The 23,420-nt window shown below is 69.6% G+C and carries 21 protein-coding genes and 1 pseudogene; 12 read left to right on the forward strand and 10 right to left on the reverse strand.

Going from position 1 to position 23,420, the window contains the following annotated elements; genetic code table 11:
• Positions 1-4: 4 nt before the first annotated feature.
• Positions 5-1,192, reverse strand: a complete 1,188-nt coding sequence (locus OHA65_RS25295) for a ferritin-like domain-containing protein (protein WP_328763671.1) — start codon at positions 1,190-1,192, stop codon at positions 5-7.
• Positions 1,193-1,361: 169 nt separating this feature from the next.
• Between OHA65_RS25295 and OHA65_RS25300 the strand changes: the two genes are divergently transcribed.
• From OHA65_RS25300 to OHA65_RS25310, 3 genes are read left to right on the forward strand one after another with little or no spacing between them, the layout of a single operon-like run.
• On the forward strand, positions 1,362-2,291 hold the full coding sequence (locus tag OHA65_RS25300; protein WP_327285405.1) for a diiron oxygenase: 930 nt from the start codon (positions 1,362-1,364) through the stop codon (positions 2,289-2,291).
• Positions 2,292-2,320: 29 nt separating this feature from the next.
• On the forward strand, positions 2,321-3,037 hold the full coding sequence (locus OHA65_RS25305; protein ID WP_405756693.1) for a TetR/AcrR family transcriptional regulator: 717 nt from the start codon (positions 2,321-2,323) through the stop codon (positions 3,035-3,037).
• A 10-nt stretch (positions 3,038-3,047) separates the two neighbouring features.
• The gene (locus OHA65_RS25310; RefSeq protein WP_327285407.1) at positions 3,048-3,323 is read left to right on the forward strand and encodes a hypothetical protein; all 276 of its coding nucleotides are present in this window, start codon (positions 3,048-3,050) and stop codon (positions 3,321-3,323) included.
• 47 nt (positions 3,324-3,370) lie between these two features.
• Here the strand turns inward: OHA65_RS25310 and OHA65_RS25315 are convergent, their stop codons facing one another.
• The 3 genes from OHA65_RS25315 to OHA65_RS25325 all read right to left on the reverse strand — a co-directional run bounded on the left by OHA65_RS25315 (position 3,371) and on the right by OHA65_RS25325 (position 6,166).
• Positions 3,371-4,627, reverse strand: a complete 1,257-nt coding sequence (locus OHA65_RS25315) for a HAMP domain-containing sensor histidine kinase (RefSeq protein ID WP_327285779.1) — start codon at positions 4,625-4,627, stop codon at positions 3,371-3,373.
• A 5-nt stretch (positions 4,628-4,632) separates the two neighbouring features.
• A complete protein-coding gene (locus OHA65_RS25320) occupies positions 4,633-5,451 on the reverse strand; it encodes a hypothetical protein (protein WP_328763674.1) in 819 nt (272 codons plus the stop codon).
• Between the two features lie 112 nt (positions 5,452-5,563).
• The gene (locus OHA65_RS25325) at positions 5,564-6,166 is read right to left on the reverse strand and encodes a hypothetical protein (RefSeq protein ID WP_327285409.1); all 603 of its coding nucleotides are present in this window, start codon (positions 6,164-6,166) and stop codon (positions 5,564-5,566) included.
• 170 nt (positions 6,167-6,336) lie between these two features.
• Here OHA65_RS25325 and OHA65_RS25330 point away from each other — a divergent pair, with 170 nt between their 5' ends.
• Complete coding sequence (locus OHA65_RS25330) at positions 6,337-7,194, forward strand: nuclease-related domain-containing protein (RefSeq protein WP_327285410.1); 858 nt, start codon at positions 6,337-6,339, stop codon at positions 7,192-7,194.
• A 70-nt stretch (positions 7,195-7,264) separates the two neighbouring features.
• On the opposite strand, the gene OHA65_RS25335 is transcribed toward OHA65_RS25330, so the two are convergent.
• Complete coding sequence (locus OHA65_RS25335; protein ID WP_328763677.1) at positions 7,265-8,386, reverse strand: Ku protein; 1,122 nt, start codon at positions 8,384-8,386, stop codon at positions 7,265-7,267.
• A gap of 31 nt (positions 8,387-8,417) precedes the next feature.
• Between OHA65_RS25335 and ligD the strand changes: the two genes are divergently transcribed.
• The 6 genes from ligD to OHA65_RS25365 all read left to right on the forward strand — a co-directional run bounded on the left by ligD (position 8,418) and on the right by OHA65_RS25365 (position 16,360).
• Entirely contained in the window at positions 8,418-9,323 is a 906-nt protein-coding gene (ligD, locus tag OHA65_RS25340; protein ID WP_327285412.1) for a non-homologous end-joining DNA ligase, read from the forward strand.
• A 206-nt stretch (positions 9,324-9,529) separates the two neighbouring features.
• Entirely contained in the window at positions 9,530-10,990 is a 1,461-nt protein-coding gene (locus OHA65_RS25345) for a site-specific integrase (protein WP_327285413.1), read from the forward strand.
• A 404-nt stretch (positions 10,991-11,394) separates the two neighbouring features.
• Positions 11,395-12,873, forward strand: coding sequence for a hypothetical protein (locus OHA65_RS25350; protein WP_328763680.1), 1,479 nt, complete (start codon positions 11,395-11,397; stop codon positions 12,871-12,873).
• Positions 12,870-14,951, forward strand: a complete 2,082-nt coding sequence (locus tag OHA65_RS25355; protein WP_328763681.1) for a hypothetical protein — start codon at positions 12,870-12,872, stop codon at positions 14,949-14,951. The genes OHA65_RS25350 and OHA65_RS25355 overlap by 4 nt, the downstream gene beginning before the upstream one ends.
• Entirely contained in the window at positions 14,948-15,358 is a 411-nt protein-coding gene (locus OHA65_RS25360; RefSeq protein ID WP_328763682.1) for a hypothetical protein, read from the forward strand. The genes OHA65_RS25355 and OHA65_RS25360 overlap by 4 nt, the downstream gene beginning before the upstream one ends.
• Positions 15,359-15,457: 99 nt before the next feature.
• Positions 15,458-16,360 (forward strand): DNA ligase, encoded by a 903-nt coding sequence (locus tag OHA65_RS25365; RefSeq protein WP_327285417.1) that lies wholly within the window; start codon positions 15,458-15,460, stop codon positions 16,358-16,360.
• A gap of 399 nt (positions 16,361-16,759) precedes the next feature.
• Here OHA65_RS25365 and OHA65_RS25370 read toward each other — a convergent pair whose 3' ends face one another.
• From OHA65_RS25370 to OHA65_RS25380, 3 genes are all read right to left on the reverse strand, one after another.
• Positions 16,760-17,725 carry a hypothetical protein gene (locus tag OHA65_RS25370; protein WP_327285418.1) on the reverse strand — a complete coding sequence of 322 codons (966 nt, stop codon included), beginning with the start codon at positions 17,723-17,725 and terminating at the stop codon, positions 16,760-16,762.
• Positions 17,726-17,755: 30 nt separating this feature from the next.
• A complete protein-coding gene (locus OHA65_RS25375; RefSeq protein WP_328763684.1) occupies positions 17,756-18,967 on the reverse strand; it encodes a DUF6571 family protein in 1,212 nt (403 codons plus the stop codon).
• Between the two features lie 1,087 nt (positions 18,968-20,054).
• A complete protein-coding gene (locus tag OHA65_RS25380; protein WP_327285420.1) occupies positions 20,055-20,429 on the reverse strand; it encodes a hypothetical protein in 375 nt (124 codons plus the stop codon).
• A 282-nt stretch (positions 20,430-20,711) separates the two neighbouring features.
• On the opposite strand from OHA65_RS25380, the gene OHA65_RS25385 reads away from it, so the two are divergent.
• Positions 20,712-21,593, forward strand: coding sequence for an ATP-dependent DNA ligase (locus tag OHA65_RS25385; RefSeq protein WP_328763687.1), 882 nt, complete (start codon positions 20,712-20,714; stop codon positions 21,591-21,593).
• A gap of 62 nt (positions 21,594-21,655) precedes the next feature.
• Here the strand turns inward: OHA65_RS25385 and OHA65_RS25390 are convergent, their stop codons facing one another.
• Entirely contained in the window at positions 21,656-22,051 is a 396-nt protein-coding gene (locus OHA65_RS25390; RefSeq protein ID WP_327285422.1) for a DUF6479 family protein, read from the reverse strand.
• A gap of 214 nt (positions 22,052-22,265) precedes the next feature.
• Here OHA65_RS25390 and OHA65_RS25395 point away from each other — a divergent pair.
• Positions 22,266-22,412, forward strand: a pseudogene (locus tag OHA65_RS25395) (plasmid stabilization protein); the annotation flags it as partial.
• Here OHA65_RS25395 and OHA65_RS25400 read toward each other — a convergent pair.
• On the reverse strand, positions 22,413-23,393 hold the full coding sequence (locus tag OHA65_RS25400; RefSeq protein WP_328763689.1) for an XdhC family protein: 981 nt from the start codon (positions 23,391-23,393) through the stop codon (positions 22,413-22,415).
• Between the last annotated feature and the right edge of the window lie 27 nt (positions 23,394-23,420).

A 23,420-nucleotide genomic window follows, 5' to 3' on the forward strand; every position in this document is an offset into this window, starting at 1 on the left:
GGGGCTACGGGGCCCCGGTCCCGCCGGCGGCGCCCGTGCCCGCGCCCGCGCCCGTGTCCGAGCCCGCGCCTGCGCCCGTGTTCGTGCCCGTGTCCGCGCCCTCTGCGATGGCCGACCGGACCTCCGCCACCCGGTCCGCCTCCTCCGCCGCGAACCGTTCGCGGTCCAGGGCCTCGGCGATCTCCTCGTCCTGGGTCATCAGCAGGTCCAGGTTGGAGTCGCCCATCTCGAAGACGCCCATGTCCAGGTACGCCTTCTGCAGCCGCTCGCCCCACAGCCCGATGTCCTTCACACACGGCACGATCCGGCTGAACAGCAGCTTGCGGAACAGGTGCAGGAACTCCGACTGCTCACTGAATTGCTCGGCCTCCTTGCGCGGGATGCCGAAGTTCTCCAGCACCTCCACACCGCGCAGCCGGTCCCGCATCAGGTAGCAGCCCTCGATCACGAACTCCTCGCGCTCGCGCAGCTCGGCGGCCGTCAACTGCTTGTAGTAGTCGCGCAGCGCCATCCGCCCGAACGCCACGTGCCGGGCCTCGTCCTGCATCACGTACGCCAGGATCTGCTTCGGCAGCGGCTTGTCGGTCGTGTCGCGGATCATCCCGAAGGCGGCAAGCGCCAGCCCCTCGATGAGCACCTGCATGCCCAGGTACGGCATGTCCCAGCGGGAGTCGCGCAGGGTGTCGCCGAGCAGCCCCTGCAGGCTGTCGTTGATCGGGTAGAGCATCCCGACCTTCTCGTGCAGGAACCGCCCGAAGACCTCGGCGTGCCGGGCCTCGTCCATCGTCTGGGTGGCGGAGTAGAACTTCGCGTCCAGGTCCGGCACCGACTCCACGATCCGGGCCGCGCACACCATCGCGCCCTGCTCGCCGTGCAGGAACTGGCTGAAGTTCCAGGCGGCGTAGTGCCGGCGCAGCTCACCCTTGTCCTTCTCGGTGAGTTTGGCCCAGTGGCGGGTGCCGTAGAGGGTCAGCGCCTCGTCCGGGGTGCCGAGCGGGTTGTACGGGTCCACCTCCAGCTCCCAGTCGATGCGCTTGGCGCCGTCCCACTGCTTGTCCTTGCCCTTCTGGTACAGGGCGAGGAGCCGCTCGCGGCCGTCTGCGTATTCCCAGCTGAAGCGGGCTGCGCCGGAGGCCGGAACCTGCCAGACGTCCGCGCCCGGGTCCTTGGTGTAGAGCTCGTGCGTCGACACTGACGCCCCCTCGGCTCGTGTACTTCCGTACAGGACTGGATGGTTGGCAGCGTCACACGTTGGTAGACGCGGGGTCAACAAGTCGTGCGCAGGGGATTGACGGTCTTGCTGACAAGCAGTCTCATAACTACTGACCGCCGGTAACGCGATGAGTGAGGTGTCCGAAGCCATGACGACCGTGACCGATCGAGGCGCGCTGCAGGACGCGCTCGGCCTCCTCAAGGACCGCGAAGAGATCGCCGCGCGACTGCTCGAATCCTCGGCCAAGCACTCCTTCGACCCCGACAAGGAACTCGACTGGGAAGCCCCGCCCATCGACGGCAAGTACTACTGGCCGCCCGAGCTGCTCTCCCTCTACGACACCCCGCTGTGGAAGAAGATGGGCGAGGAGCAGCGCATCGACCTCTCCCGCCACGAGGCGGCGGCGCTCGGCTCGCTCGGCATCTGGTTCGAGATCATCCTGATGCAGCTGATGGTCCGGCACATCTACGACAAGTCCTTGACCAGCAATCACGTCCGGTACGCGCTCACCGAGATAGCCGACGAGTGCCGCCACTCGATGATGTTCGCCCGCATGATCCAGAAGGCCGGGGCCCCCGCCTACCCGGTCTCCCGCGTCAACCACAACCTCGCCCGCATCCTCAAGACCGTCTCCACCACCCCGGGTTCCTTCGCGTGCACCCTGCTCGGCGAGGAGATCCTCGACTGGATGCAGCGCCTGACCTTCCCGGACGAGCGCATCCAGCCGCTGGTGCGCGGAGTCACCCGCATCCACGTCATCGAGGAGGCCCGGCACGTCCGCTACGCCCGCGAGGAACTGCGCCGCCAGATGCTGACCGCCCCGCGCTGGGAGCAGGAGCTGACCCGCGTCAGCTGCGGCCAGGCCGCCCGCGTCTTCTCCCTGGCCTTCGTCAACCCGAAGGTCTACGACAACATCGGCCTCGACCGGCGCGAAGCCGTCGCCCAGGTCAAGGCGAGCGGCCACCGGCGCGAGGTCATGCAGACGGGCGCCAAGCGGCTCACGGACTTCCTCGACGACATCGGCGTCCTGCGCGGAGTCGGCCGCAAGCTCTGGAAGAGCTCGGGACTCCTCGCCTGAACCGGCGGTTTCGGGGCTACCCTGCGGGCATGACGACCGTACGCGCGTACCGCAGGCTGAGCGTCGAGGAGCGGCGGGCCCAGCTCCTCGACGCCGCCCTGTCGCTGTTCGCGCACCGGCCCCCGGAAGAGGTCTCGCTCGACGACGTCGCCGAGGCGGCGGGCGTCTCGCGGCCCCTGGTCTACCGCTACTTCCCCGGTGGCAAGCAGCAGCTGTACGAGGCGGCCCTGCGCTCGGCGGCGGACCTGCTGCAGCAGTGCTTCGCCGAACCGCAGGCCGGCCCGCTCACCCAGCGGCTGTCCAGGGCCCTGGACCGCTACCTGGCCTTCGTCGACGAGCACGACGCGGGCTTCTCGGCCCTCCTGCAGGGCGGCAGCGTCGTCGAGACCTCCCGGACGACGGCGACGGTGGACGGCATCCGCCGGGCGGCGGCCCAGCAGATCCTCTACCACCTGGCCGTCCCGGCCCCCGGTCCGCGGCTGCGGATGATGGTGCGCACCTGGATCACGGCGGTCGAGGCGGCCTCCCTGATCTGGATCGACGAGGGCAAGCAGCCGGAGGTCGGCGTACTGCGCGACTGGCTGGTCGACCAGTTCATAGCCCTCCTGACGGCGACCGCCGCCACCGACCCGGAGACCGCCGCCGCGGCCCGGGCCGCGCTGGCCCTGGAATCGGCGGACGGTCCGGTCGGCGTACTGGCCCGGCGCGTGATCCCCGTGGTCTCCGAGGCCGCCCACCTGCTGTGACACTGGTGGAGTGAGAAGCGAACCCACCCCCTTCGAGGGCGGCCCGATGGACGGCCGGGTCCTTGCGATCCTCGTCGGCCCGACCGGGCACCCGCCGAAGTGGTACGAGATCCCGGTCCCGTCCGCCGACGGCGGCCCCGCCACGGTCCTGCTGTACGAACGGGTCCCGGCGGGCTACACCAAGCGGCTGCACCTCCAGAAGGGCTGGAAGTACACCTACGCCCCGTCCGGCCAGAAGCCCAGGCTCCGCTGGCCCTGGACCAAGCCGACCCCGCCCCCGGCCTGACCCGCAGACGGGCACGGGCCCCGGGGCCTACGGGGCCCCGGGCCGGCCTACGGCTGCGAGGGGGGTTGCGGCAGCGTCAGGACGGCCAGCGCACCGCCGCCCTCCGCGGCCCGGAACTCCAGCCGCGCGCCGATGACCTCCGCCTGCCCGACGGCGATCGTCAGCCCCAGCCCGTGCCCCTTGCCCGTCCCCGCGCCCCCGGTCCGGAACCGCTGCGGGCCGTGCGCCATCAGGTACTCCGGGAACCCGTCCCCGTGGTCCCGTACCGTCACCACCGGCCCGTCCACCGTCAAGGCCACCGGCGGCCGCCCGTGCTTGTGCGCATTGGCCACCAGATTGCCCAGCACCCGCTCCAACCTGCGCCGGTCCGTCTCCACGTGCGCGTCCCGCACGACCACCAGCTGCGTCTGCGTCCCGGACGCCCGCACCACCCGCAGCGCGAGCCGCCCCAGCTGGTGCAGGTCCGTCTCCACCACCTCGCGCCCCGAGTCCAGCCGCGAGATCTCCAACAGGTCCTCGGTCAGCCCGCGCATCGTGCGCACCCGCTCCTGCACCAGCTGCGTCGCCCGCCCTTCCGGCAACAGCTCCGACGCCGCCTGCAAGCCCGTCAGCGGAGTGCGCAGTTCGTGCGCGACGTCCGCCGTGAACCGCTGCTCGCTCACCAGCTTGGACTGCAAGGTCCCGGCCATGGTGTCCAGCGCGCCCGCGACGGTCGCCACCTCGTCCTGGTGCCGGGAGGGGTCCTTCGTCCGCGGATCGTCCACGCGGGCGTCGAGATCGCCCTGCGTGATCCGCCGCGCCACGGTCGCCGTCAGGTGCAGCCGCCGCGTCACCCGGGTCACCGCGAAGGCACCCACCAGCAGCGTCCCGCCGATCGCCAGCACCGACGATCCGATGATCGCGTTGTCCAGGCCGGTGATCGTCCGGGCGCTCTGGGCGTAGTCGACGGACGTGGCCAGGGCCTTGCCGTCCGCGGGCGCCGCCGCCCACATCGTCGGCCGGTCCTCGTACTCGGCCACCATCGTCCCGCGCTGCCCGGACACCGCCAGCGCCCGCAGCGCCGGGGGCAGTCCGGCCGGGTCGACCCCCGTGCCGGGAGGCAGGGGGTCGCCCGCCTCGTAGTCGCGGGTCACGTCGCGCAGTTGCTCCAGGGCCTTCTCGCGCGCCGTCGCGACGGTCTGCCGGGTCACCTCCACGTGCACCAGCGCACCGAGCACGGCCGCCAGCGAGCAGCACATCACGACGATGAAGCACCCCGACTTCCACGTCAGGGTGGCCGTCCACGAGGGCAGCCGCCTCAGGATCCCCCTCACGGCGCGCCCCCGGCGGACGGCGCCGTCGGCCCCACCGGTTGCGGCGGACGTGCCGACGGGCTCTGCGCGGACCCCGGCAGTCGGACGATCTGCTCCCGCGCAGGCAGCATCGTCCGCTGCTTCTCGTCCCAGGACCACGCGGTGATCAGCTCGTAGCCCGGATTGCCGCTCGGCATCCGCAGGATCACGTCCCGACCCGCCAGCTCGACGGCGACGACGGTCTGCGTGGTCGCCATGATCCGGTTGAGGCGCCCGTCAGGGTCCGCCGTGTACGCCCGTACGGACATCATCCGGTCCGGCATCTCGATGCCGACGACGAGCTCGTCGCGCCCGTTGCCCGTCAGGTCCCGGTAGTACGGGGCCAGCACCGGACAGTTCTGCGACGGAAGTCCCTCCTGCCCGCACGCCTCGACCGCGGCGACGGTCTCCGCCGGCATCCCGTCGGGGCCGACGTCGGCGGCCGGGTGGGCGCGCAGCTCCGCCTGGACGAGGGCCAGCGGGTCGACCTCGTGCACGTTCTGGTCCCGGACGGGCGCCAGCCCCGGCACGTACTCCGGCGGGGCGCCCCCCGGCTCGGCGGGCGGTACGGAAGCCCCCTTGCGGTCCGGCCACAGGTGTACGGGACCGCTCGCGGTCGGGGTCGGACCGGCTCCCGCCAGACCCCCGGCGTCGCCGCAGCCCGCGAGCAGGGGCAGCAGCGTCAGGCACAGCAGCACGGGCAGCACGGGCAGCACGGGCAGCACGGGCGACGCGGGCGGGGAGGGCCGCACGCCGCGGGCGCGGGAGACGGCGGCCGGGAACGACGGGGCACGCACAGCCGACCGGACCTCCTCTCCACGGCACAGCACGACGCCACGTCGCGCACGCCAACCTTATGCGGAGATATGCCCGTTTTCCCCGAGGGGGTCCTGAGGGGGCCCCGGCGGATCAGCCCTCGGTCCGCCCGCGCCGCAGCATCGCGAAGCCGAGCCCGGCGGCGCCCACCGCCGCGATGCCGCCGCCCGCGGCGAGCAGCAGCACGCCGTCACCCGGCCCGTCGGCCAGCGTGTCCAGGGTCCCGCCGGCCACCGTGCGGGCGTGCGAAACCGAGGCCCGGACGACCCGGCCGTCCCGGGTCCCGGTCTTGTAGCCGTCACCGGCGGGCGTACCGGTGTGGTCGCCGGTGCCACCCGTTCCGCCGGCCCAGGAGGAGAGCCGGCCGTCGGGCTGGAGCGCCGCGTGCAGCGGGCCCGACCCGCCGAAGCCGGCGACGCCGTCACGGCTGGTCAGGGTGGCCGCCCTGGTGCCGTCGGCCGCCAGGATGTCGGCCTGGTAGCCGCCCTCGGCGACCCGGTAGACGTTCGCCCGGGACACCCCGTCCGCGAGGGCGAGGCTCTTGACCAGGGTCCGGGCGGCGCCGGCGGAACGCGCGGCCGACGCGGCGGGCAGCCCGTCGGCGAGGGCGGCCGCGGCGGGCAGCGCGAGGAGGGTTCCGGCGCAGACGGTCACTGCGGCGGCTCGTACGAGAGTGCGGCGGCTGACGGTGCTCACGGGAAATCCTTCGGTCCGGTCCAGGTGCGACAAACCTAGGAACCCGCTGTTGCAGCACAGTGATGGGCTTGTAACAGGCACCCGGCGGAGTCCCGTAGAAGCTGTTACACATCCGAGGGATTGCCGACGGGCGTCCGGGCTGCTCCCATGTACGGCGGGGGGTGAGGTCCATGCGGGGACTCAAGGTGCTGCCGAGCGGCCGCCCGGGTCGTGGCCGGCTCTACGTCAACCTGCCCGACGGCCAGGCGGTGGCTTGGTACGACCGGCAGACCAACCGGATCAGCGTGCTCGCCGACCAGCACCGCGATGCGGTCCTGGCGGCGTTGCGCCCGTACCTGGCCGGCACGTACACGGTCGGACCACCGCTGGTGCCGACACCGGCCGACCTGCGCAGACTCGCCCTGCCGCCAGACGAGGACCTGGCCCCGAACCGCCCGGGCGAGGTCCTGCTGGGCGAACTGGAACACGGTTCGGCCGGCACCCGGGCCCGTCACCGCCTGCGCCAGGACCTGACCGCACAACAGCGCATGGGCGATCTGCTGGACTCCCTCGAACCGGACGGCTGGCGCGTCCTGCACGGCGTCCCGCTCCCGGGCCTGGGCCGCCTCGACCACCTGCTGATCGGACCGGCGGGGATCTTCGGCGTCCGTACGGTCCCGGGGCGCAGGCAGCGTGCCGCCGTCGGCGATCTGCTGCTGGCGGTGGGCCGCGCAGAACCGTGCCCGGACCCGCGCTGGATCCGCCGGGCCGCCGCCGCGGCCACCCGGGCCCTGGCGGCCCCGGTCCTGCCGGCCCTGGCCCTGGTCGACGCCTCCCGCGTCGAGGTGGCCCCGACGGTGCGCGACATCCGCATCCTCGAACCGGCCACGGCCGCGGTGCACCTCGCGTCGGCTCCGACCACCCTCAAACCACCGGACGTGGAAGCCCTGTTCATCCAGGCCCGCGACGCCCGCACCTGGCTTCCTCCGCTGAGGCCCGTCCGGCGTTCGAGGACCGGGAATCCGGGGCGGAGCCCCGGCAAACACTGAAGGGGCGGGGCGGGGCGGGGTGGGGTGGGCGCAAGCACTACGGGCCCCCCGCGCCGCCCCGACCTTCGCCTCAGGCCGAAGCCCGCTTGCGCGGAGCCGCCTTCTTCGCGGTCGCCTTCTTCGCCGAAGCCGCCTTCGAAGTCGACTTCGTGGCAGCCCTGGCCGTGGACTTGGCTGCGGTCTTGGCGGTCGACTTGGCCGTGGACTTGGCCGTGGTCGACTTGCGCGACGCGCTCTTCTTCGTACCGGCAGCAGTCTTCTTTCCAGCCGTCGACGCGGTCGACTTCTTGCCGCCCACCGCCTTCGGTGCGGACGCCGTCTTCGGTGCGGCCGCCGACTTCCGCCGGATCGGCGTGACCTCCGCCCCCGCCTTCGAACCCGCCTTCGAACCCGCCTTCGAACCCGCCTCCCCCCGGGAGGCCTTCGCCGCCCGCACGCTGTTCTCCAGAGCCGCCATCAGGTCGATGACCTTCCCGCCGGCCGGCTCGACCTCCGCCTCGGTCGCAGGCTCGAACGCCCCCTCCGACTTCGCCGTGATCATTGCCTCCACGGCCTCCCGGTACTCGTCCGTCAGCGAGGCCATCTCGACCTCTCCCAGGGTCGCCATCAGGGCGTCCGCCAGGTCCAGCTCGGCATCCCGCACTGACACCTTCCCCTCCGGAGCCACCCCCTCCGGCGCCCGGATCTCGTCCGGCCACAACAGCCCGTGCATCGCGATCACGTCGTCGACGACCCGCAGCATGCCCAGCCGCTCCCGCCCCCGCAGCGCGTACTTGGCGATCGCGACCCGCCTGCTCCGCTTCAGCGCCTCCCGCAGCAGCGTGTACGGCTTCGCCGCCGTCGGCCCGTTCGCCGCGAGGTAGTACGCCGCGTCCATCTGTAGCGGATCGATCTCGTCCGCCGGTACGAAGGACACGATCTCGATCGTCTTCGTCGTCGCGATCGGCAGCTGCGCCAGGTCCTCGTCCGTGATCGGGATGATCGACCCGTCCGCCTCCTCGTACCCCTTGCCGATCTCGGCGGTCGACACCTCCTCGCCGTCCAGCTCGCACACCTTGCGGTAGCGGATGCGGCCGCCGTCGTCCAGGTGGATCTGGCGAAAGGAGATCGAGTGGCTCTCGGTGGCGTTCACCAGCTTGATCGGGATGCTGACCAAGCCGAAGGAGATCGCCCCGTTCCAGATGGATCGCACGGTTCCTCCCGTTTCGTGGCAGTCTCATCGTATGACGCCGATCACGATGGTGGAGGGGCGTCGCATCCCGCTCAGCAATCTCGACAAGGTCCTGTACCCCGAGACCGGCTTCACCAAGGGCGAGGTGCTGCACTACTACGCCACCGTCGCGGATTCGCTGCTGGCCCAAGTCCACGACCGGCCGGTGTCGTTCCTGCGCTACCCCGACGGCCCGGACGGCCAGCTCTTCTTCACCAAGAACCCGCCGCCCGGCACCCCCGCCTGGGTGAAAACCACCCCGGTGCCTCGCTCCGAGGACCTCTCCGCCGAACAGGTGGTCGTCGCGGACCTGCCCTCCCTCATGTGGGCCGCCAACCTCGTCGTCGAGTTCCACACCCCCCAGTGGCCGGCTGGCAGCCCGGCCGTCGCCGACCGGCTGATCCTCGACCTCGACCCCGGCGCGCCCGCCTCCGTCGTCGAGTGCTGCGCCGTCGCGCTGTGGCTGCGCGAGCGCCTCGCCGCCGACGGCCTGGAGGCGTACGCCAAGACCTCCGGCTCCAAGGGCATGCACCTGGCCGTGCCCCTGGAGCCGACCCCGTCCGACCGCGTGTCGGCGTACGCGAAGGGCCTCGCCCAGCAGGCCGAGCGCGAGCTCCCCGACCTCGCCCTGCACCGGATGGCCAAGTCCCTGCGCCCCGGCAAGGTCTTCGTCGACCACAGCCAGAACGCCGCCGCCAAGACCACCGCCGCCGCCTACACGCTGCGTGCGCGGGCCCGGCCCACGGTGTCCGCCCCCGTCTCCTGGGCGGAGGTCGCCGCCTGCCGCACCCCCTCCGACCTGGTCTTCCTCGCCGACGACATTCCGCCCCGGCTCGCCCGCGACGGGGACCTCTTCGGCCCGCTGACCGACCCCGGCCGGGCCCGCCGGCTGCCCGCACCGCCGGGGACCCGGCCGTGATCCGCGTCGCCCTCGCCGCCGCCGTGCGCACCCTCCCCCGCGGGGCGGGCCTCGCCTACGAGCCGAAGTTCGACGGTTCTCCAGACACTTTGGAATGTCTCATCCGGGTGACTCTCCGGGGCTTCCCGTAGCTGTTCACGTGATCGTCCGTTGGGGTGACTATCGAGTTCTTCGGAACGATGGCAGCGTCCCTCGGAGGGGGTTCTGTGCAGCTGTTCTTCACCAACAAGCGGAAGGTCTGGAAGGTCGGTGAGGTCGCCGGCCTGGGGCACGTCCAGCTCACGGACCTATTCGAGCGACGTCGCATACCCGCAGGGACACCGATCCTGCTCGACGAGGCGATGCGCCCGGTGGAACCGGTCTCGACGTGGTTCCGGAAGATCTCCTTGAGTGGCCTGGACGCGAAGACGATGCGGTCGTACGCGTACACCGTCCTGATGCTGCTGAATTTCCTGGCGGCGCGGGGGCTGGATCTGCGCTCGGCCACCGAGTCGGATATCCAGGAATTCCGGCAGTGGCGGCGTGAGGACGCGGAGGAGCCAGTTGGCGAGGCGACCTGGGACCGTGATTCGGCAGCCATCAGCGGGCTCTACGACTTCCTGCTCCAGGACGGCTTTGTCGAGGTCCGCCCCTGGCGGGCAACGGGGCGGAGAGCATCACTTCGCATGGGAACCAGCCGTGATCTGCGGGTTCGCCATATGGAGCTGGAGCAGTACCTCTACTGCCGGGACGTAGGTTTCGGCGGGCTGGCGCCAGATGCGCGTCTGGACGCGACGTTTCGGGGATGGCGACCGCACCGCAACCGGGCGGCATGCGAGCTCGCGCTCATGACCGGCATGCGCATCCAGGAGTGGGCGACTCTCCTGCTGCCGGAACTCGGGCTGGAAACCGGCCTGCGGCCGCGGACCACGGACGTTGCCCTGGGCGCGTGCGCGAAGTACGGACGACCGCGCTCCGTCTATGTCCCCATGGACGCCATGGAGTTGCTGGACCCGTACCTGCACATCGAGCGCCCGGAGATCGTCGCGAAAGCCCAGTCCACTCTGCGTCGGCAGCGCCGGGATCTCTTTGTGGTCCAGCGATTCGAGGCAGACGCTTCGAAGGTCCGCGGGGTTCTCGACGGCCGAACGGTGACGCGGGTGATCAAGGACATGAAGCCCGATCTCCGCCGCATCACCGTGCTGGAGACCGGAGACGGCCTGGATCCGTTGGCCCTGTTCATTGGGCAGGGAGGGCGGATGCTCACCTTCTCGGGCTGGGACCGGATCCGCTGGCGGGCCTGGGAACGGATGAAGCAGTGGGCAGCTCAGGTCGCGGTTCCGCAGTTGCCTCGCAGCTGCTGGGTCTACCACGACCTGCGGCACACGTTCGCTCTGCGCCTGCTGATCTTCCTTACGCGCGAGGGGTTGAACGACGCCCAGGACCAGGGCCTGCCGATGTCGACGCTTCTGGAGCACATGACCGGCAATCCTCTGCTGGTCGTTCAGCGCCGACTCGGACATGCCCAGCCATCCACGACCTATCGCTACATCCGCTACCTAAAGGACCCCATGCGGGAGGTCGACGATGCCTTCCGTGAGTGGACCGCATCCGGCGGCGCTTCGTACATCACCGTTGCCCGTCATCTGCTGAATCTTGAGGAGCACGTTCATGCCGCGCAGAGGTGAGCACAAGGGCGACTTCCCCACCTCCAGCTCCCGGCTTCCCGCACAGCGTCGGGTCGGCGTCCGAGAGGTCGTCTCCACCGACGGCAACGGGGCGATGGCCGCCGTCGCACTCGATCCGACCGCCTTCGAATGTGAGACGCTGGCCGCGGAGCTCGCCGACGAGTGGGTGGAGCTGGCCGCAGCGGCTGGTCTGCACGCTGGCACCAACCGGCAGTACCGGCGGGCCATCAGGGCGTTCTGCGAGCACGTCGACGCCACAGTTCCCCGTCCTCGTCAGGCATCGCTGGCCCACGCCGAGCCGGATCTGCACCACGCGGTCACCCAGTGGATCCGCGTGCTGCCCCTCCGAGCACAAGGCCGGATCACGGACGCCGGCCTGGCTCGCGGGCAAGTTGCGCATTCTCGTGGGCCGCCGGATCGAGCATCGCGAACGTCCCGTGGCGGGGCACCTGCACGGTTGGGTGGACGGCTCTGTCGGCCTGCGTCGCGGGCAGTCACAGGAACTCGACGAGTTCACCCGCAGCGACAAGAAGAGACTCGTACAGACGGCATGGGCCGACCGCCTTGCCATCGAGGCAAGGATCCGACGCGGCTGGGAGCTCGCCGCCAGTGGTACAGATCCAGCCGAGGGAGGGTGGAGTGAACCGGCCAACCTGCTCTGGGCTCTGGCCAACGATGCTTGGACCTGCGGTGAGATCAGTCAGCACCTGCCGGTCTGGTCCGACATGCCGGATTCGCTGCGTGGCTTGCTGCCGCAGGGGATCGCCCCACTCGTCGCCAAGAGGGCCTTGCTGAGATTCCTCGTCCGCCAGCTGTTCCTGAGCAACCTTGACCTTCAGCCGTACCGAGTCCTGCTGATGGTGATCACTGGTCGGGCCCCGGAGGAGGTCACGCTGCTGACTGAAGACGACATCGAGTTCGGCCCACACAGCGTGCTCATCGCCTTCAGTAAGTGGCGGGCCCACTCACACACACGACAGGCATTCAGCACGCCGCCCATGGACACCACGTCCATCCTGCATCCGAGCAAGCCGAGGCTGGACGCCACGGAGATCATTCGACGGCTGCTGGACATGAACCGGCCGCTGGCCCAGCGGGCCGGCATCGCACCGGTTCCGCTGTTCCTCCGAGCGTCGTTGCCCGCCTCCTCGCTGTCGATCTCGCGGATGGACAGAGTGGTCGGCGGTACGTTCCGAGACTGGATGAAGGTCCACGACCTGTCCGTCGATGGTGTCGCGGACATTCGGCGGCTCCGCAAGTCCGGCAAGGTGGAGAAGGCGATCGCCTTCAAGGGCCGGGTCAGCGACATCGCCGACGACCATTCGGTGGAAACCTTCCACGGCCACTACGCCCACGGCACCACGCTGCGGGTCATCGCCGGCAACGTCATCACAGCTGCTCAGCAGCGCTGGTTGACCCAGGCGCTGGACGGTCCGCTCGTGCTCACCGAGGAAGCGGAAGAGTCGCTGCACGAGCCGGGATCGGCCGCCGCCCTGGGCCTCAGCGCCGAGGAAGTGGAACAGCTGCGGGCCGGCCAGATGGATATGGGCGTCTCCAGCTGCCGAGACCCTCTCGACTCGCCATACGGACGGCCGGGCCAGCTTTGCCCCGTCGCCCCCACGCGCTGCCTGGAGTGCCGCAACGCGTTCGTGCTCCCGTCCAACCTGCCCCAGCTGCTGCTGTTCTCCGCTCACTTGGATCAACTTCAGCTGCGGTTGTCTCCGCAGCATTTCCACGCGCTCTGGGGACAGAACCGTGTCAACGTCACCGAGGCGATCAAGGCACGCACTGACGCGGAGATCAGGCAGGCTCGCCAACACATCGCTGACCAGGGGCTGACTCTGCCGCTTCCTCTCGCCGCACACGTGGAGTTCGACGCATGACCAAGCACCTGCTCCTTCCTCATGGCCGATCGATCTTCCGCGAAGACGAACCTGTCATCCAGTCCCACCCCATGCTGGAGGGGGCGAAACCTCCACGGTTCGACTCCAGGGAGTGCTGGGACCTCAACGGGGTGGTCCGGCGGGCACCGAACATGCAGGCCGCAGGCATGCGCGTCTGGTTTCGCGACCTCAGCCCGGACTGGAATCTCATGGCCCGTGAACTGGCTATGGTCTGGCTCAACCCACGGCATCCGGCCGTCCTCGCTCGCGGACTTCACCTCGGGGCCGACCCTTTGTCCGTCGTGACCGTCGCCCAACGGATGGGACATCTGAGGGCCATGGCCGCGTTCGGCTCTGCCCAAGGGCTGCCCACGAGCATCGACGACTGGAGCGACGCTGACTTTCAGAACTACGTCACGCAGCGATGCGAGACCGGCGAGGCAACCAGCGCCCTCGGACACGTCCATCTGATCAAGGCCCTCTACCGGTTCCGTCACGCTCTCGCATCCGGAGGCCTGCAGCGAGACCCCTGGGCCGGCATTTCCACCAACGCGGTCCTGAATCAGCCCGTCGTCCCGGATCTCAAGACCCCGGTGATCGCACCCCAGACTTGGTTCCCACTGATCCGCGCCGCGTGGACGTACATCAGCGTGTTCGCCCCGGATATCCTGCGTGCCCAATCCCACTGGCAGAACATCCAGGCGCGGGCCCGCAAAATCAGCACAGCCGAGGCAGACCGCCTGTTCAGAGCCTGGGTGTCTGACTCCGCTCACGCGGTTCCCCTGCATGGGGCCGGGACTGCTGAGGGACTCGTCAACTGGTCACTGCTCAGCTGGATGATCGGAGCCCCGCCGAGGCACGTCCAGCTCTTCGGCACCGCGTCAAGGCCAGGACGCGAACGCCGGGGAGTCGTCGAACAGCTCGTCGCCGCCGGCCGTACGCAGGTGGGCCTGGTGGCCGATCTCATCGAGGTATCGCGGCCAGATGGGAGCCGCGGACCGTGGCACCACTCGCTACAACCTCACAGCCTGTGGCTGGAGTGCGTCACCCTACGCAATGCCTGCTACGTGTTCGTTGCCGCGCTGTCGATGATGCGGGACTGCGAGATCCGCGAGATCGTCAAGGGGGCCGTCGTCGAGCATTACGGCACTCCGGCAGTGAAATCCACGAAACGAAAACTGGACCCGGACCTGCCCACGAAGCACTGGTGGATCACCACCCCCGTCGCAGAGGCGATCGACATCGCCTCGCAGTTGTCGCAGCACGACGAATTGGCCTTCGCATCAGCGAGTCCGAGATCCAGCGGCGAGGGATTTGTCAGCGGGCATGCTGTCACCGACTTCCTCACGCATGTCAATCGCTCGCGGCACGTCACTGGCCTCGCGGAGATTCCGCAACAGAACGTCACTCCGCACATGTTCCGTCGGACGCTGGCCATGCTCACCAAGGATTTCCCTGGCTCCGAGATCGCGGTCGGCATGCAGCTCAAGCACGCCGCCACCCGAGCCCTGGCCAACCGCACCACGCAGGGCTACATGGATCACGACCCGTCCTGGGCCCGCCACCTGGACACCGCCATCGCAGAGCGTCGGTTCCAGCGGCTCAAGGACCTCTACATCTCCGACAGCCACGGGGAGAGCATCGGTTACGGCCCCGGAGCCGAGCGCATGCGCGAAGCTTTCGCAGCGGTCCGGCAGCAGGCCGAAATCCTCCGCAGCACAGGAAGGGCCCAGCGCGGAGACATCCGCGTCGAATTCGACCTCCTGCGACGCACCCGGATCTCCATCCGCTTCGGCAAACTGAACCACTGCACGATGAACGATGCCGACCCCGTCGGCGCGAAGTGCCTGGAAGACGCCGTTGTCCCCCAGGGCCACCGGGGACCTCTCCTCGACCGCTGCCAGCCATCCCGGTGCGCCAACAGCGTCCTCGGTCCTGAGCACCTGCCCATCTGGCGGGCCGAACGCTCCTCCTTGCTCAGGTTGCTGGACACACCCAAGATCCCCAAGAACCGGCGGGCCCTGCTCGGCGCGCAACTGCAGGATGTCGAGCTCATGATCAAGAGGGCGGACCAGTGACCGTGTCGTCCAAGGCCGAGCAGGCACTCCGGGATGCCATGGAACGGCTCCTATCGGGCAAGCCGAACCGAACCGACGGCGCGCTCACCAAGAACAACCTCTGGCGCGAGGCCGGCGTCAGCCGAGCGACCATGAACCGCGCAACCTCAGCCCTCGCGGAATGGGACAGCCGAGTTGACGAGAGTCCGACTACCGCCCTGGACCGACAGCGCCGCGAGGAGCTCAGTGAAGTGCGCGGCAAGCTCCGCAACAGCCGACAGGAATGCCGGAAGCTCCAGGACCAGGTCGACGCCGCGGCCACCGTCATCGCGGCCCTGCTGGCCGAGAACGCGGCATTCCGCGATCAGCTCGCCAAGAGATCGGCCGTCGTCATTCCACTGGACCGCGCTCACGCCATCCGTGAATGACCTTCGAGCCCGCGCGGGGTGGGGCTGTTCCGGTGACAGACCTGCCGGACCAGCGAGCCCCACTCCGCCCCGAAGACCGGGCAGACAGACCCTGGCGGAATGGAAGAGAGCTCGCCGACGGTAGTCCTTCAACCGCCCCTCGATGTCATGCGTCCGCGGCCGGCCGATGAGATTCCTGAGCAGAACAGCATGCCTGGAGGTCTTCAGTACTCCCTCAAGCTGGATGGGTTCCGCGCACTCGCCTTCATCCTGGAAGGCGGAAGAGCGTTCTTGCAGTCGCGATCCGGAAGGGAACTCACCAGAGAGTTCCCGCAGGTTTCCGCATACCTGCAAGAGAATCTCCCGCCCGGAACCGTCCTGGACGGCGAGCTCTGCGCCTACCGTGACGGGCGACTGAACTTCACCGATCTGCTTCGATCCCACGCCGAACGCGAGCGGTCAGGAATTCCGGTCTACTACATCGCCTTCGACATCCTCGCCATCCCCGGGATGGACGTCAGGGGCTTGCCTCTGTGGGAGCGGTGGGAGCTCCTCGGTGGGGCTTTGGGTGACGCCGAGCCACCCCTTCAGCGTGTGCTGGCCACGCTGGACGAGGAGACCGCACGCCTCTGGTTTCGCGAGATGAGGGTCGTGGGCGTCGAAGGGATCGTGGCGAAGTCGCTCAATTCGACCTATCAGCCGGGGGAAACATGGGCTTGGAGGAAAATCAGGCACTCCGATACTCGAGACGGCAGACTCCTCGGCGTGTTCGGTCCGGAACAGCGACCGCATGCTCTTCTCGTGGAGCTTCCCGACGGCCGAACCGTGAAGACTTCGCCGCGTCTGACTGGAATGCAGGCTCGGCAGGTCGGCGAATCGGTACGCGGCCGCCTGGGAGAGCGGACCGAACATCCCGACCACGGGATCGTCACCCTTCTGATCGAGCCTGTCCTGGTTGAGGTGCGCGAGACGGCCGGCCGCCACGAGACAGCGAGGTTCGTGCGCGTCCGGTTCGAGGGGTGAGCCGGCGGGTCCTGCATCCGAACGCCGTGCCTGCAGTGAGCCCGATAGGTTGTGGGGGAAGAGAGAAGAGTTCCTATGGACTCGCGCATAACCCGCTTGCGACGCAAACTGGCCTGAATCCCCTTCCAGCCCCGTCGCAGCTACTCCTTCGGCAAAGAGCGCCATGCGTGGGTAACTTCATCCGCCCAGGACACCCTCGGTGTTGTCAGTGCCGTCCTGCGTTGCCATCCGGCCGTACCGCCTTGTTGACGCATGGCGCAGCACGGCTTGATCTCGCGGTAGGCGCTGAGCCCGATTCGCTCCACGTCGGCGAGTGAACCTACCCCCCTCAGTCCTTGACCACCGTGTCGAGGAATGCCGTGAACAGCAGGCCCGGGCCTGCTGCGCCGGGCAGTCGGGCTATGACTTGGCCTCGCGGTAGCCACTCAGCGCGCTCAGATCCACTTCGGCGACCAGAGCCTGCCGAGTGGACTCGTCAGTGTTCCGCGCCTGGGTCCATGTGCGGGCGATGTCGACTCCTTGGGCGCGGAGGCGGTTGGCCAGTTCCGCTTCCGGCATGTTCCTGAGGCCTTGGAGCCATGTCGCCGTGAGGTAGGCGGCAGGGTCCTCCTGGTAGCCGCCCTGGGCGGCCGGCTCGCGCAGCAAACGGTCGCGGACGGCGGTCCGCCACGCCCGGTCACGGGCGTACCTGTCGGTCAGGCCGTCCAGGATGCCGAGTGCGCGGGCGTTTTCCGTCGGCGGGAGCGAGAGGGGGGTCCCCGTCGCATCGCCCGGGACGGCGGCGAGCTGCTTGGCCTCGTACCGGGTCTCCGCCAGGCGCAGGATCGCGTACGCCTGCGGATCCTGGGAGACGGCGCGCACGACGTTGCGGAAGACGAGGTGGCCGACTGCCAGGTGATAGGTGCCGGAGGACTCCCACGGGTCGTCGGCCGGGCCCATCTTGAAGACGTACTGGGAGTCGAGTCCGGCGAGCATCTCATGAGTGTCGCCCGCGAAGTCCGCGAGCACGGTGGCCAGCGGCACGCGGAGGGCGGGATCGATCCGGAGATTCTCCGTGTAGCCGAGTCCGGGGGAGTAGAGCACGTCCTTCACGGCCCGGGCCTGCGCCTGCGAGTGCTTGCCCGGCTCGCTCGCGGCCGTGGCCTTCACAATGGCCCGGCCCAGTGCCGCGCAGTTCATCCCGGCCTGGACACCAGCTCCAACGGACGTTCGTACGTGCTCATCCCCCGCCAGGCCGTTGCAGGGAGCCGCCGTGTCGCGTCCGAAGCCAAGCCACGCCACGAGCCCGCCCAGCAACGCCAGGCATACCGCAAGCAACGACCACATCTTGACCGGCACGGTACGGCGGGCTGTCTTTCCCGTCATGGATGGCTCCACTCCTCTTTGCAACCCGGCTCAGTTGGCCGTGTCCGTCAGGTACTTCTGCGCCGTCGCGTTCCCACGGAGATGTCCTTCGAGCACGTCGCGAGTGAGCTTCCGGACGTCGGCTTCGGGAATGTCGGGCCGTTCCTTCGCCCACTCGCGAATCAGGATGGGCATCTGGTTGTTGACGTCGAGGTACTCGTCGGTAATCGCGGGATTGGCCTTGGCATCGACCGCAGCCTTCATCCTGTTGTCCCATTCCCAGGCCCACGTGTCGACGCCGCGCTGGAGCGAGTCACCGAAGGCGACGGACATGGTGGCGCCGGCAGCACCGACGGGTGTGGTGAAGTACAGCGGGGTCACCGCGCCGCCGATGACGTGGTAGGCGACCTTAGCCTTCCAGTCCGCTGCGCTGTAGCCCGCCATCCGGCCGTCGTTGATCACGTCCTCCCTGATGGAACTGAACGTGCCGAGGGCCGTACCCGCCTCGTTGACGGCGTTCGTCACCTCCGATCCCTGCGCTCCCTTGGGGAGATGTTCCAGCGAGATGTCGATGTACCGGGACTCCGCCTTGTGGAGCGTGCCGCAGGCCTCCGGATCGTCCGAGAGCCCGCGCATGAACTGGACCAGGTCCTTCTGGGACGCCGACATATGGGTGGTGCCGCCCTCCTGGAAGTGGCCGGTGCCCATCGCGGAGATGTAGCGGCTGTCCAGGCCGCCCAGGATCTCGTGGGTGTCTGCCGCGTACGAGCCCAGCGCCCGGGCCAGCGGTTCGCGCAGGTTCGCGTCCACACTCTGGGCGGGGCCGAGCTGCTCGATGACGCTGTGCATGAGCCGGGCCTGCGGGTCGGTGTGCTTGAGGGCGGGCCAGGGGTCCTGGCCGGCGCCCAGCGGCGGGTAGCCGGTGGCGCCCGCTTCGATGGCCGCGCCCAGGCCGGTCCGGTTGCTGGCGTCGACCGTGTCGTGGCCGTGTATTTCGATGTTGCCGCGCCAGCTCGCGGTGTTGGTGATCTCCCAGTCCCGCTCCTTGAGCAGGTAGTGGAGGTTGTCGTTCTTCCCGTCGGGACCCGGATCGAGGTACGAGGTGGAGGCGGCAGGGTAGCGGCTCATGATGCCGAGGAGGCCGTCGAGGGGGTCGTGGGCGAACCAAGCCTTGTCCGTGCCACCGTAGTTTCCGTACCGGTCCCAGATATCCGGATTGCCGCCCTGTTTCTTGTCCTCGGCCTTGCGGATGTCGTCCGCCATGTCGTGCAGGAACGGGGCCGAGTAGCCGTCGCCCCTGCTGCATCAGGGTGACCAGGCTCTGGTAGCCGCGGACTTTCTGGCTGTGTCCCGGGGCCACCGTGTTGACGTCCTTGCCGGCCCCCTTGAGGTCGTACGAGGCGAGCCCGGCCTTGTCGAGCTGCGTGCGGAAGTTCTTGTAGAAGTCGGACTTGGGGTCCTGCATCGCGTTCGACAGGGAGTTGGCGAGCCCCTTCTCCACGTCCAGGTAGCGCTGCCTGTTGCCCTTGTCGTCGCCGTACGCGTGGTCGTTGAGCTTGTTCGTGAGCTTCAGCGTGTTCTCCGCGCCCATTCCGTTGAGGAAGGTCTGGGTGAACTCCGGGCGTGAGGCGTTGTCGCGGAAGGAACGGTCCAGCTCGGCGTAGTCGGCGGTGGAGACCTTCTCGCCGCTGTTGATGCGGGTGGCGATGTCCTGGGCGTTACGGGCCTCGTAGACCTCGATGTCGCCCTGCGCGTCGGCGTTGAAGCCGTTGAGCTGGTCGTCGGCACCCTTGCCGAAGGCGTCCTTGTTGCTGTCGACACCGACGGCTTCGAGGGCCAACTTGACGCCCTGATCGGCGTCGTCGAAGGCCTGAACGAGATCCCTGATCCGCTGGGACCAGGCCTCGATCGTCTTGTTCAGGGCGGCTACGGCCTCCGGGTGATCCCGCAGGTACATGCGATTCTGACCAGTGAGCTTGCTCTGGTCCTGACTCACGTTCCCCTGGGAATCGACGACCAGTCCCTCCTTGACGGCATCCGCGCAGACGGAATCGAGCCTCTTCTTGAGGTCGACGAACTGGCTGTGAGCGTCACGCAGCAGAGAGGCGACGGCTTTCGCCTGGGTCTGGGCGGCGGCGTATTCGTAGCGCGTGCCGGCGAAGTTGGTGTGGGCAACGCCAGCGCTGATGCCGGTCCAGTCCGGGCCCATCGTGACCTTCTGGACCGTGTCCCTGTACCGCTCCTCGACCTTCTTGATCTCGCCGGCCATGGACTCCCACTTGTCGGCCGCCGTTGTCAGCAGGCCCAGATCCGTGGTCATCACTTCGTTGTACGTAAGCACCGGCTACCCCTATACCCCGTGAAGCTTCGACTGGCCGATCGGCCGGAACTGGTCACCCAGCCCGATGTCGTTGCGCACGAACAGACCCGTTGCACCCCGCAGGGCGATCTTCTCCGAACCGAGTCGGCCCATCAGAACCGCGACCTGCTTGTCCCAGGTCTCCCCGACCTTCTTCAGGCCCGTTGCGGTGTCCCACCCGTCGAAGCCCTTGACGGCAGTATTGGTCGCCTCGTCCGCGTGCTCCGTGGACGTCTTCGTCTTGTCCTCGAGCTCGTTCTCGATCGTGTTCGCAGCCGCCGTCTTCCCCGCCGGCGTGGACCCGAAGGTCCCCGATCCTCCGGGTGCCAGTGGCCCTGCCGGGGCACCCGTGCCGTTCAGTCGCATGCCGACCTGCTGACCCGATACGTTCAGCGCGCGACTGGCCCCACTCCCGGTCGAAATCCCCCATGCTGGGCCCTCCCCCGTTGACCTTTCATGATCATAGACATGGCAACTGCACACAGGCCAAGCCCGCAACGCCGGTGGCCGTCGATCAAGCCATCGGCCGCTCGCGAAGGCCGCCGCGGCTGATCTGATCGCATAAAGCTACTGGTCACAACTCTGCGTCGATGACGGAACTGGTGGGCGTCCAGCGACGCCTCAGCGAGGGCCGCACGGGACTTCGGTGTGTCTCATGAGACACACCGAAGTCTGGAGAACGACGGCCACCGCCTCGTCGTCGTGCGCACCGCCGAGGACGTGGTGCTCCAGGCACGCTCCGGCCGCATCGTCACCTCCGCCTTTCCCGATCTGGCGGCCGCGGCCCGGCAGTTGCCCGCCGAAACCGTCCTCGACGGCGAAGTGGTGGTCTGGCACGGGGGCCGCACCGACTTCGCCCTCGTCCAGCGGCGGGCCGCGGCCACCGCCGCGCGGGCCGCCGTGCTCGCCCAGAGCCTGCCGGCCTCGTACGCGGCGTTCGACGTGCTGGAACTGGCCGGACTGGACGTGCGCGGGCGCCCGTACGAGCGGCGCCGGACGCTCCTGGTCGACCTGCTGCTCCCGCTGGGCCCGCCGCTGCAGCCCGTCCCGATGACGACCGACCCGGAACTGGCCGCCACCTGGTACGAGACCCTGCCCGCCAGCGGGATCGAGGGCCTGGTCGTCAAACGGCTGGACCAGACGTACCCGGCGGGCCGGCGCGGCTGGCAGAAGCTGCGGCACACGGAGGTGCGGGACGCGGCGGTCGTCGGTTACACCGGCACCCCGCGGCGCCCCCTCGCGCTGGTCCTGGTGCTGCCGGTGGGGGACGAGACCCCGCTGGTGTCGAGCCCGCTGACGGCCGCGCTGCGGGCGGAGGTCGCGGTGGCGGTGGCGGCGGCCGCGGGCGCAGCCGCCCCTTCCTCCCGCACCGCGCAGGGCGGGGCCGCGGCCGTCGGGGCCACGGCCACCGCGATCGGGCTCGGGGAGGTCCCGTACCGGCCGCTCGACCCGCCGCTGACGGCGGAGGTCCGGCACACGTCGACCCGGCACCCGCCGCCGGAGGTGCTCAGGCTGCGGACGGACCTCTGACCTGCACCGTGGGGTGGTGCAGGTCAGAGGAGATCGGGCGAGCGGGACGGGTCAGTGGCGGCTCATGCGTTCCCGCTCGGCTTGTACACCGGAGGCTCGCCCCTCGGGGGCTGCTGCGGCCCCGGGTACGACGGCGGGTTCCGGTAGCCCGAGTCCCGCTCGGATCTGGCGTCCTCTTGGTGGCTGTGGGTGGTGGAACCGAAGTTCCCGTAGCCCTGCATCTCGTGCGGGCGCAGCCCGCCCTCCGGGATCTCCACGGGTTCACGTTCCTCCCGCAGCTCGTAGACCGCGCCGCCGTCGGGCAGGTGCGGCTGGCTCTCCGCGGTCGGCGGCGGGGGCTCCTTGGCCCGGACCCGCTGGCCGAGCTTGAAGCCGGCGAGCAGGAAGCCGACCACGGCGATCCCGACGACCAGGAACCACGCGCTGTGGGTCAGGGTCTGGTCCAGACTCAGGGTCATTTCCATACATACTATTTTCCCCGATAGGTACTGTTTCACCGAAAGGCCGGGAAAGTCACCTCGTCCGCCCGGCGCGTGACTACCGGGCCGAATCCGGGGCAGGCGCCGGGACGACCTCCCCGAAGGGAGCCCGAAAATGCCCCGCGGATCTTCGCCCGAACGAGAACGCCCCTACGAGGACGGGCCGTCACCGGACGGTTTGCCCTCCGGCCCGTCCTCCGGCCTGCGCGGCGGCCCGCGCGCCCGCACGGGCGCGCAGGAGCCGACGTACGAACAGCTCTACGCGGAGGCCAGGCGCCGCAACATCCGCGGCCGCTCCGACATGAACAAGACCCAGCTCAAGCGGGCACTCGGCAGCTGACTAGCGCAGCGGTCCGTCGGAGTCCCGCAGCGCCCGGACCTCGTGGCCCCCGAGGACGGCCAGGATCTCCGCGCAGATGGCCAGCGCCGTCTCCGGGGGCGTCCTGGCCCCGAGGTCCAACCCGATCGGCCCGTGCACCCGTGCCAGGTCCGCCCCGGACACCCCGGAGGCGAGCAGGCCCTCGCGCCGCCGCGCCGTGGTCTTGCGGGAGCCGAGGGCGCCCACGTACGGGATCCCGAGCGCGAGCGCGGTGCGCACGGTCGGCACGTCGAACTCCGGATCGTGGCTCAGCATCACCAGGCAGGCGGTGTCCCGGCGCGCGGTCAACTGCTTCTCCGCCTCGGCGACGGAGCCGACGAGTCCGGCCCCCCAGCCCAGCAGCAGGGCCTGTGCCTCGATGATCTCGGCGAGTTCGCCGCCGCCTCCGATGACGACGTACGGCGCGGACGGGTACGCCTCGACGAACACCAGCCCGCGCTCCCCGTACAGGGCGTCGCGCCCGGGGCGACGCGTGGCCAGCAGCTCGCCGGCACGCCGCCCGGCGTCGTCGGCGGGTACGTCCACGGCCCGCACCACCTCGCTCACCGCGTGCTCGGCCTGCGCGTCCAGCCGGGTCACGAGCGCGACTCCCGCGCCCTCACCGAGCAGGTCCCACCACTGCGCGGGCACCGCCGACAGCGGCTGGAGCAGGATCTCGGCCCGACCGCCGCAGGTCAGCTTCGCCTCCACGGCCTCGTCGGCGCCCACCGAGACGTCACACACCCGCGCGGTGGCACCGGCCGCCATGGCCCCGGCCTCCGCCGCCAGCTCGGCGTCGAAGACCCCCCGGTACAGGGCCCCGACGCACTCCCCGCGGACGTCCACGAGCAGGGCCCCGGCGGGGTCCCGCGGTCCGAATCCCTGCTCGGCCACCGGCCGGGCCAGGAATCCGGCCCGCCCCTCGGCCGTCCACCGCTGCGCCGTCTCCACCAGCTCACGCATCGCGCCGCCCCATCCTCATCGTCAGAG

Source organism: Streptomyces sp. NBC_00045 (assembly GCF_045041095.1).
Classification (GTDB): Bacteria; Actinomycetota; Actinomycetes; order Streptomycetales; family Streptomycetaceae; genus Streptomyces.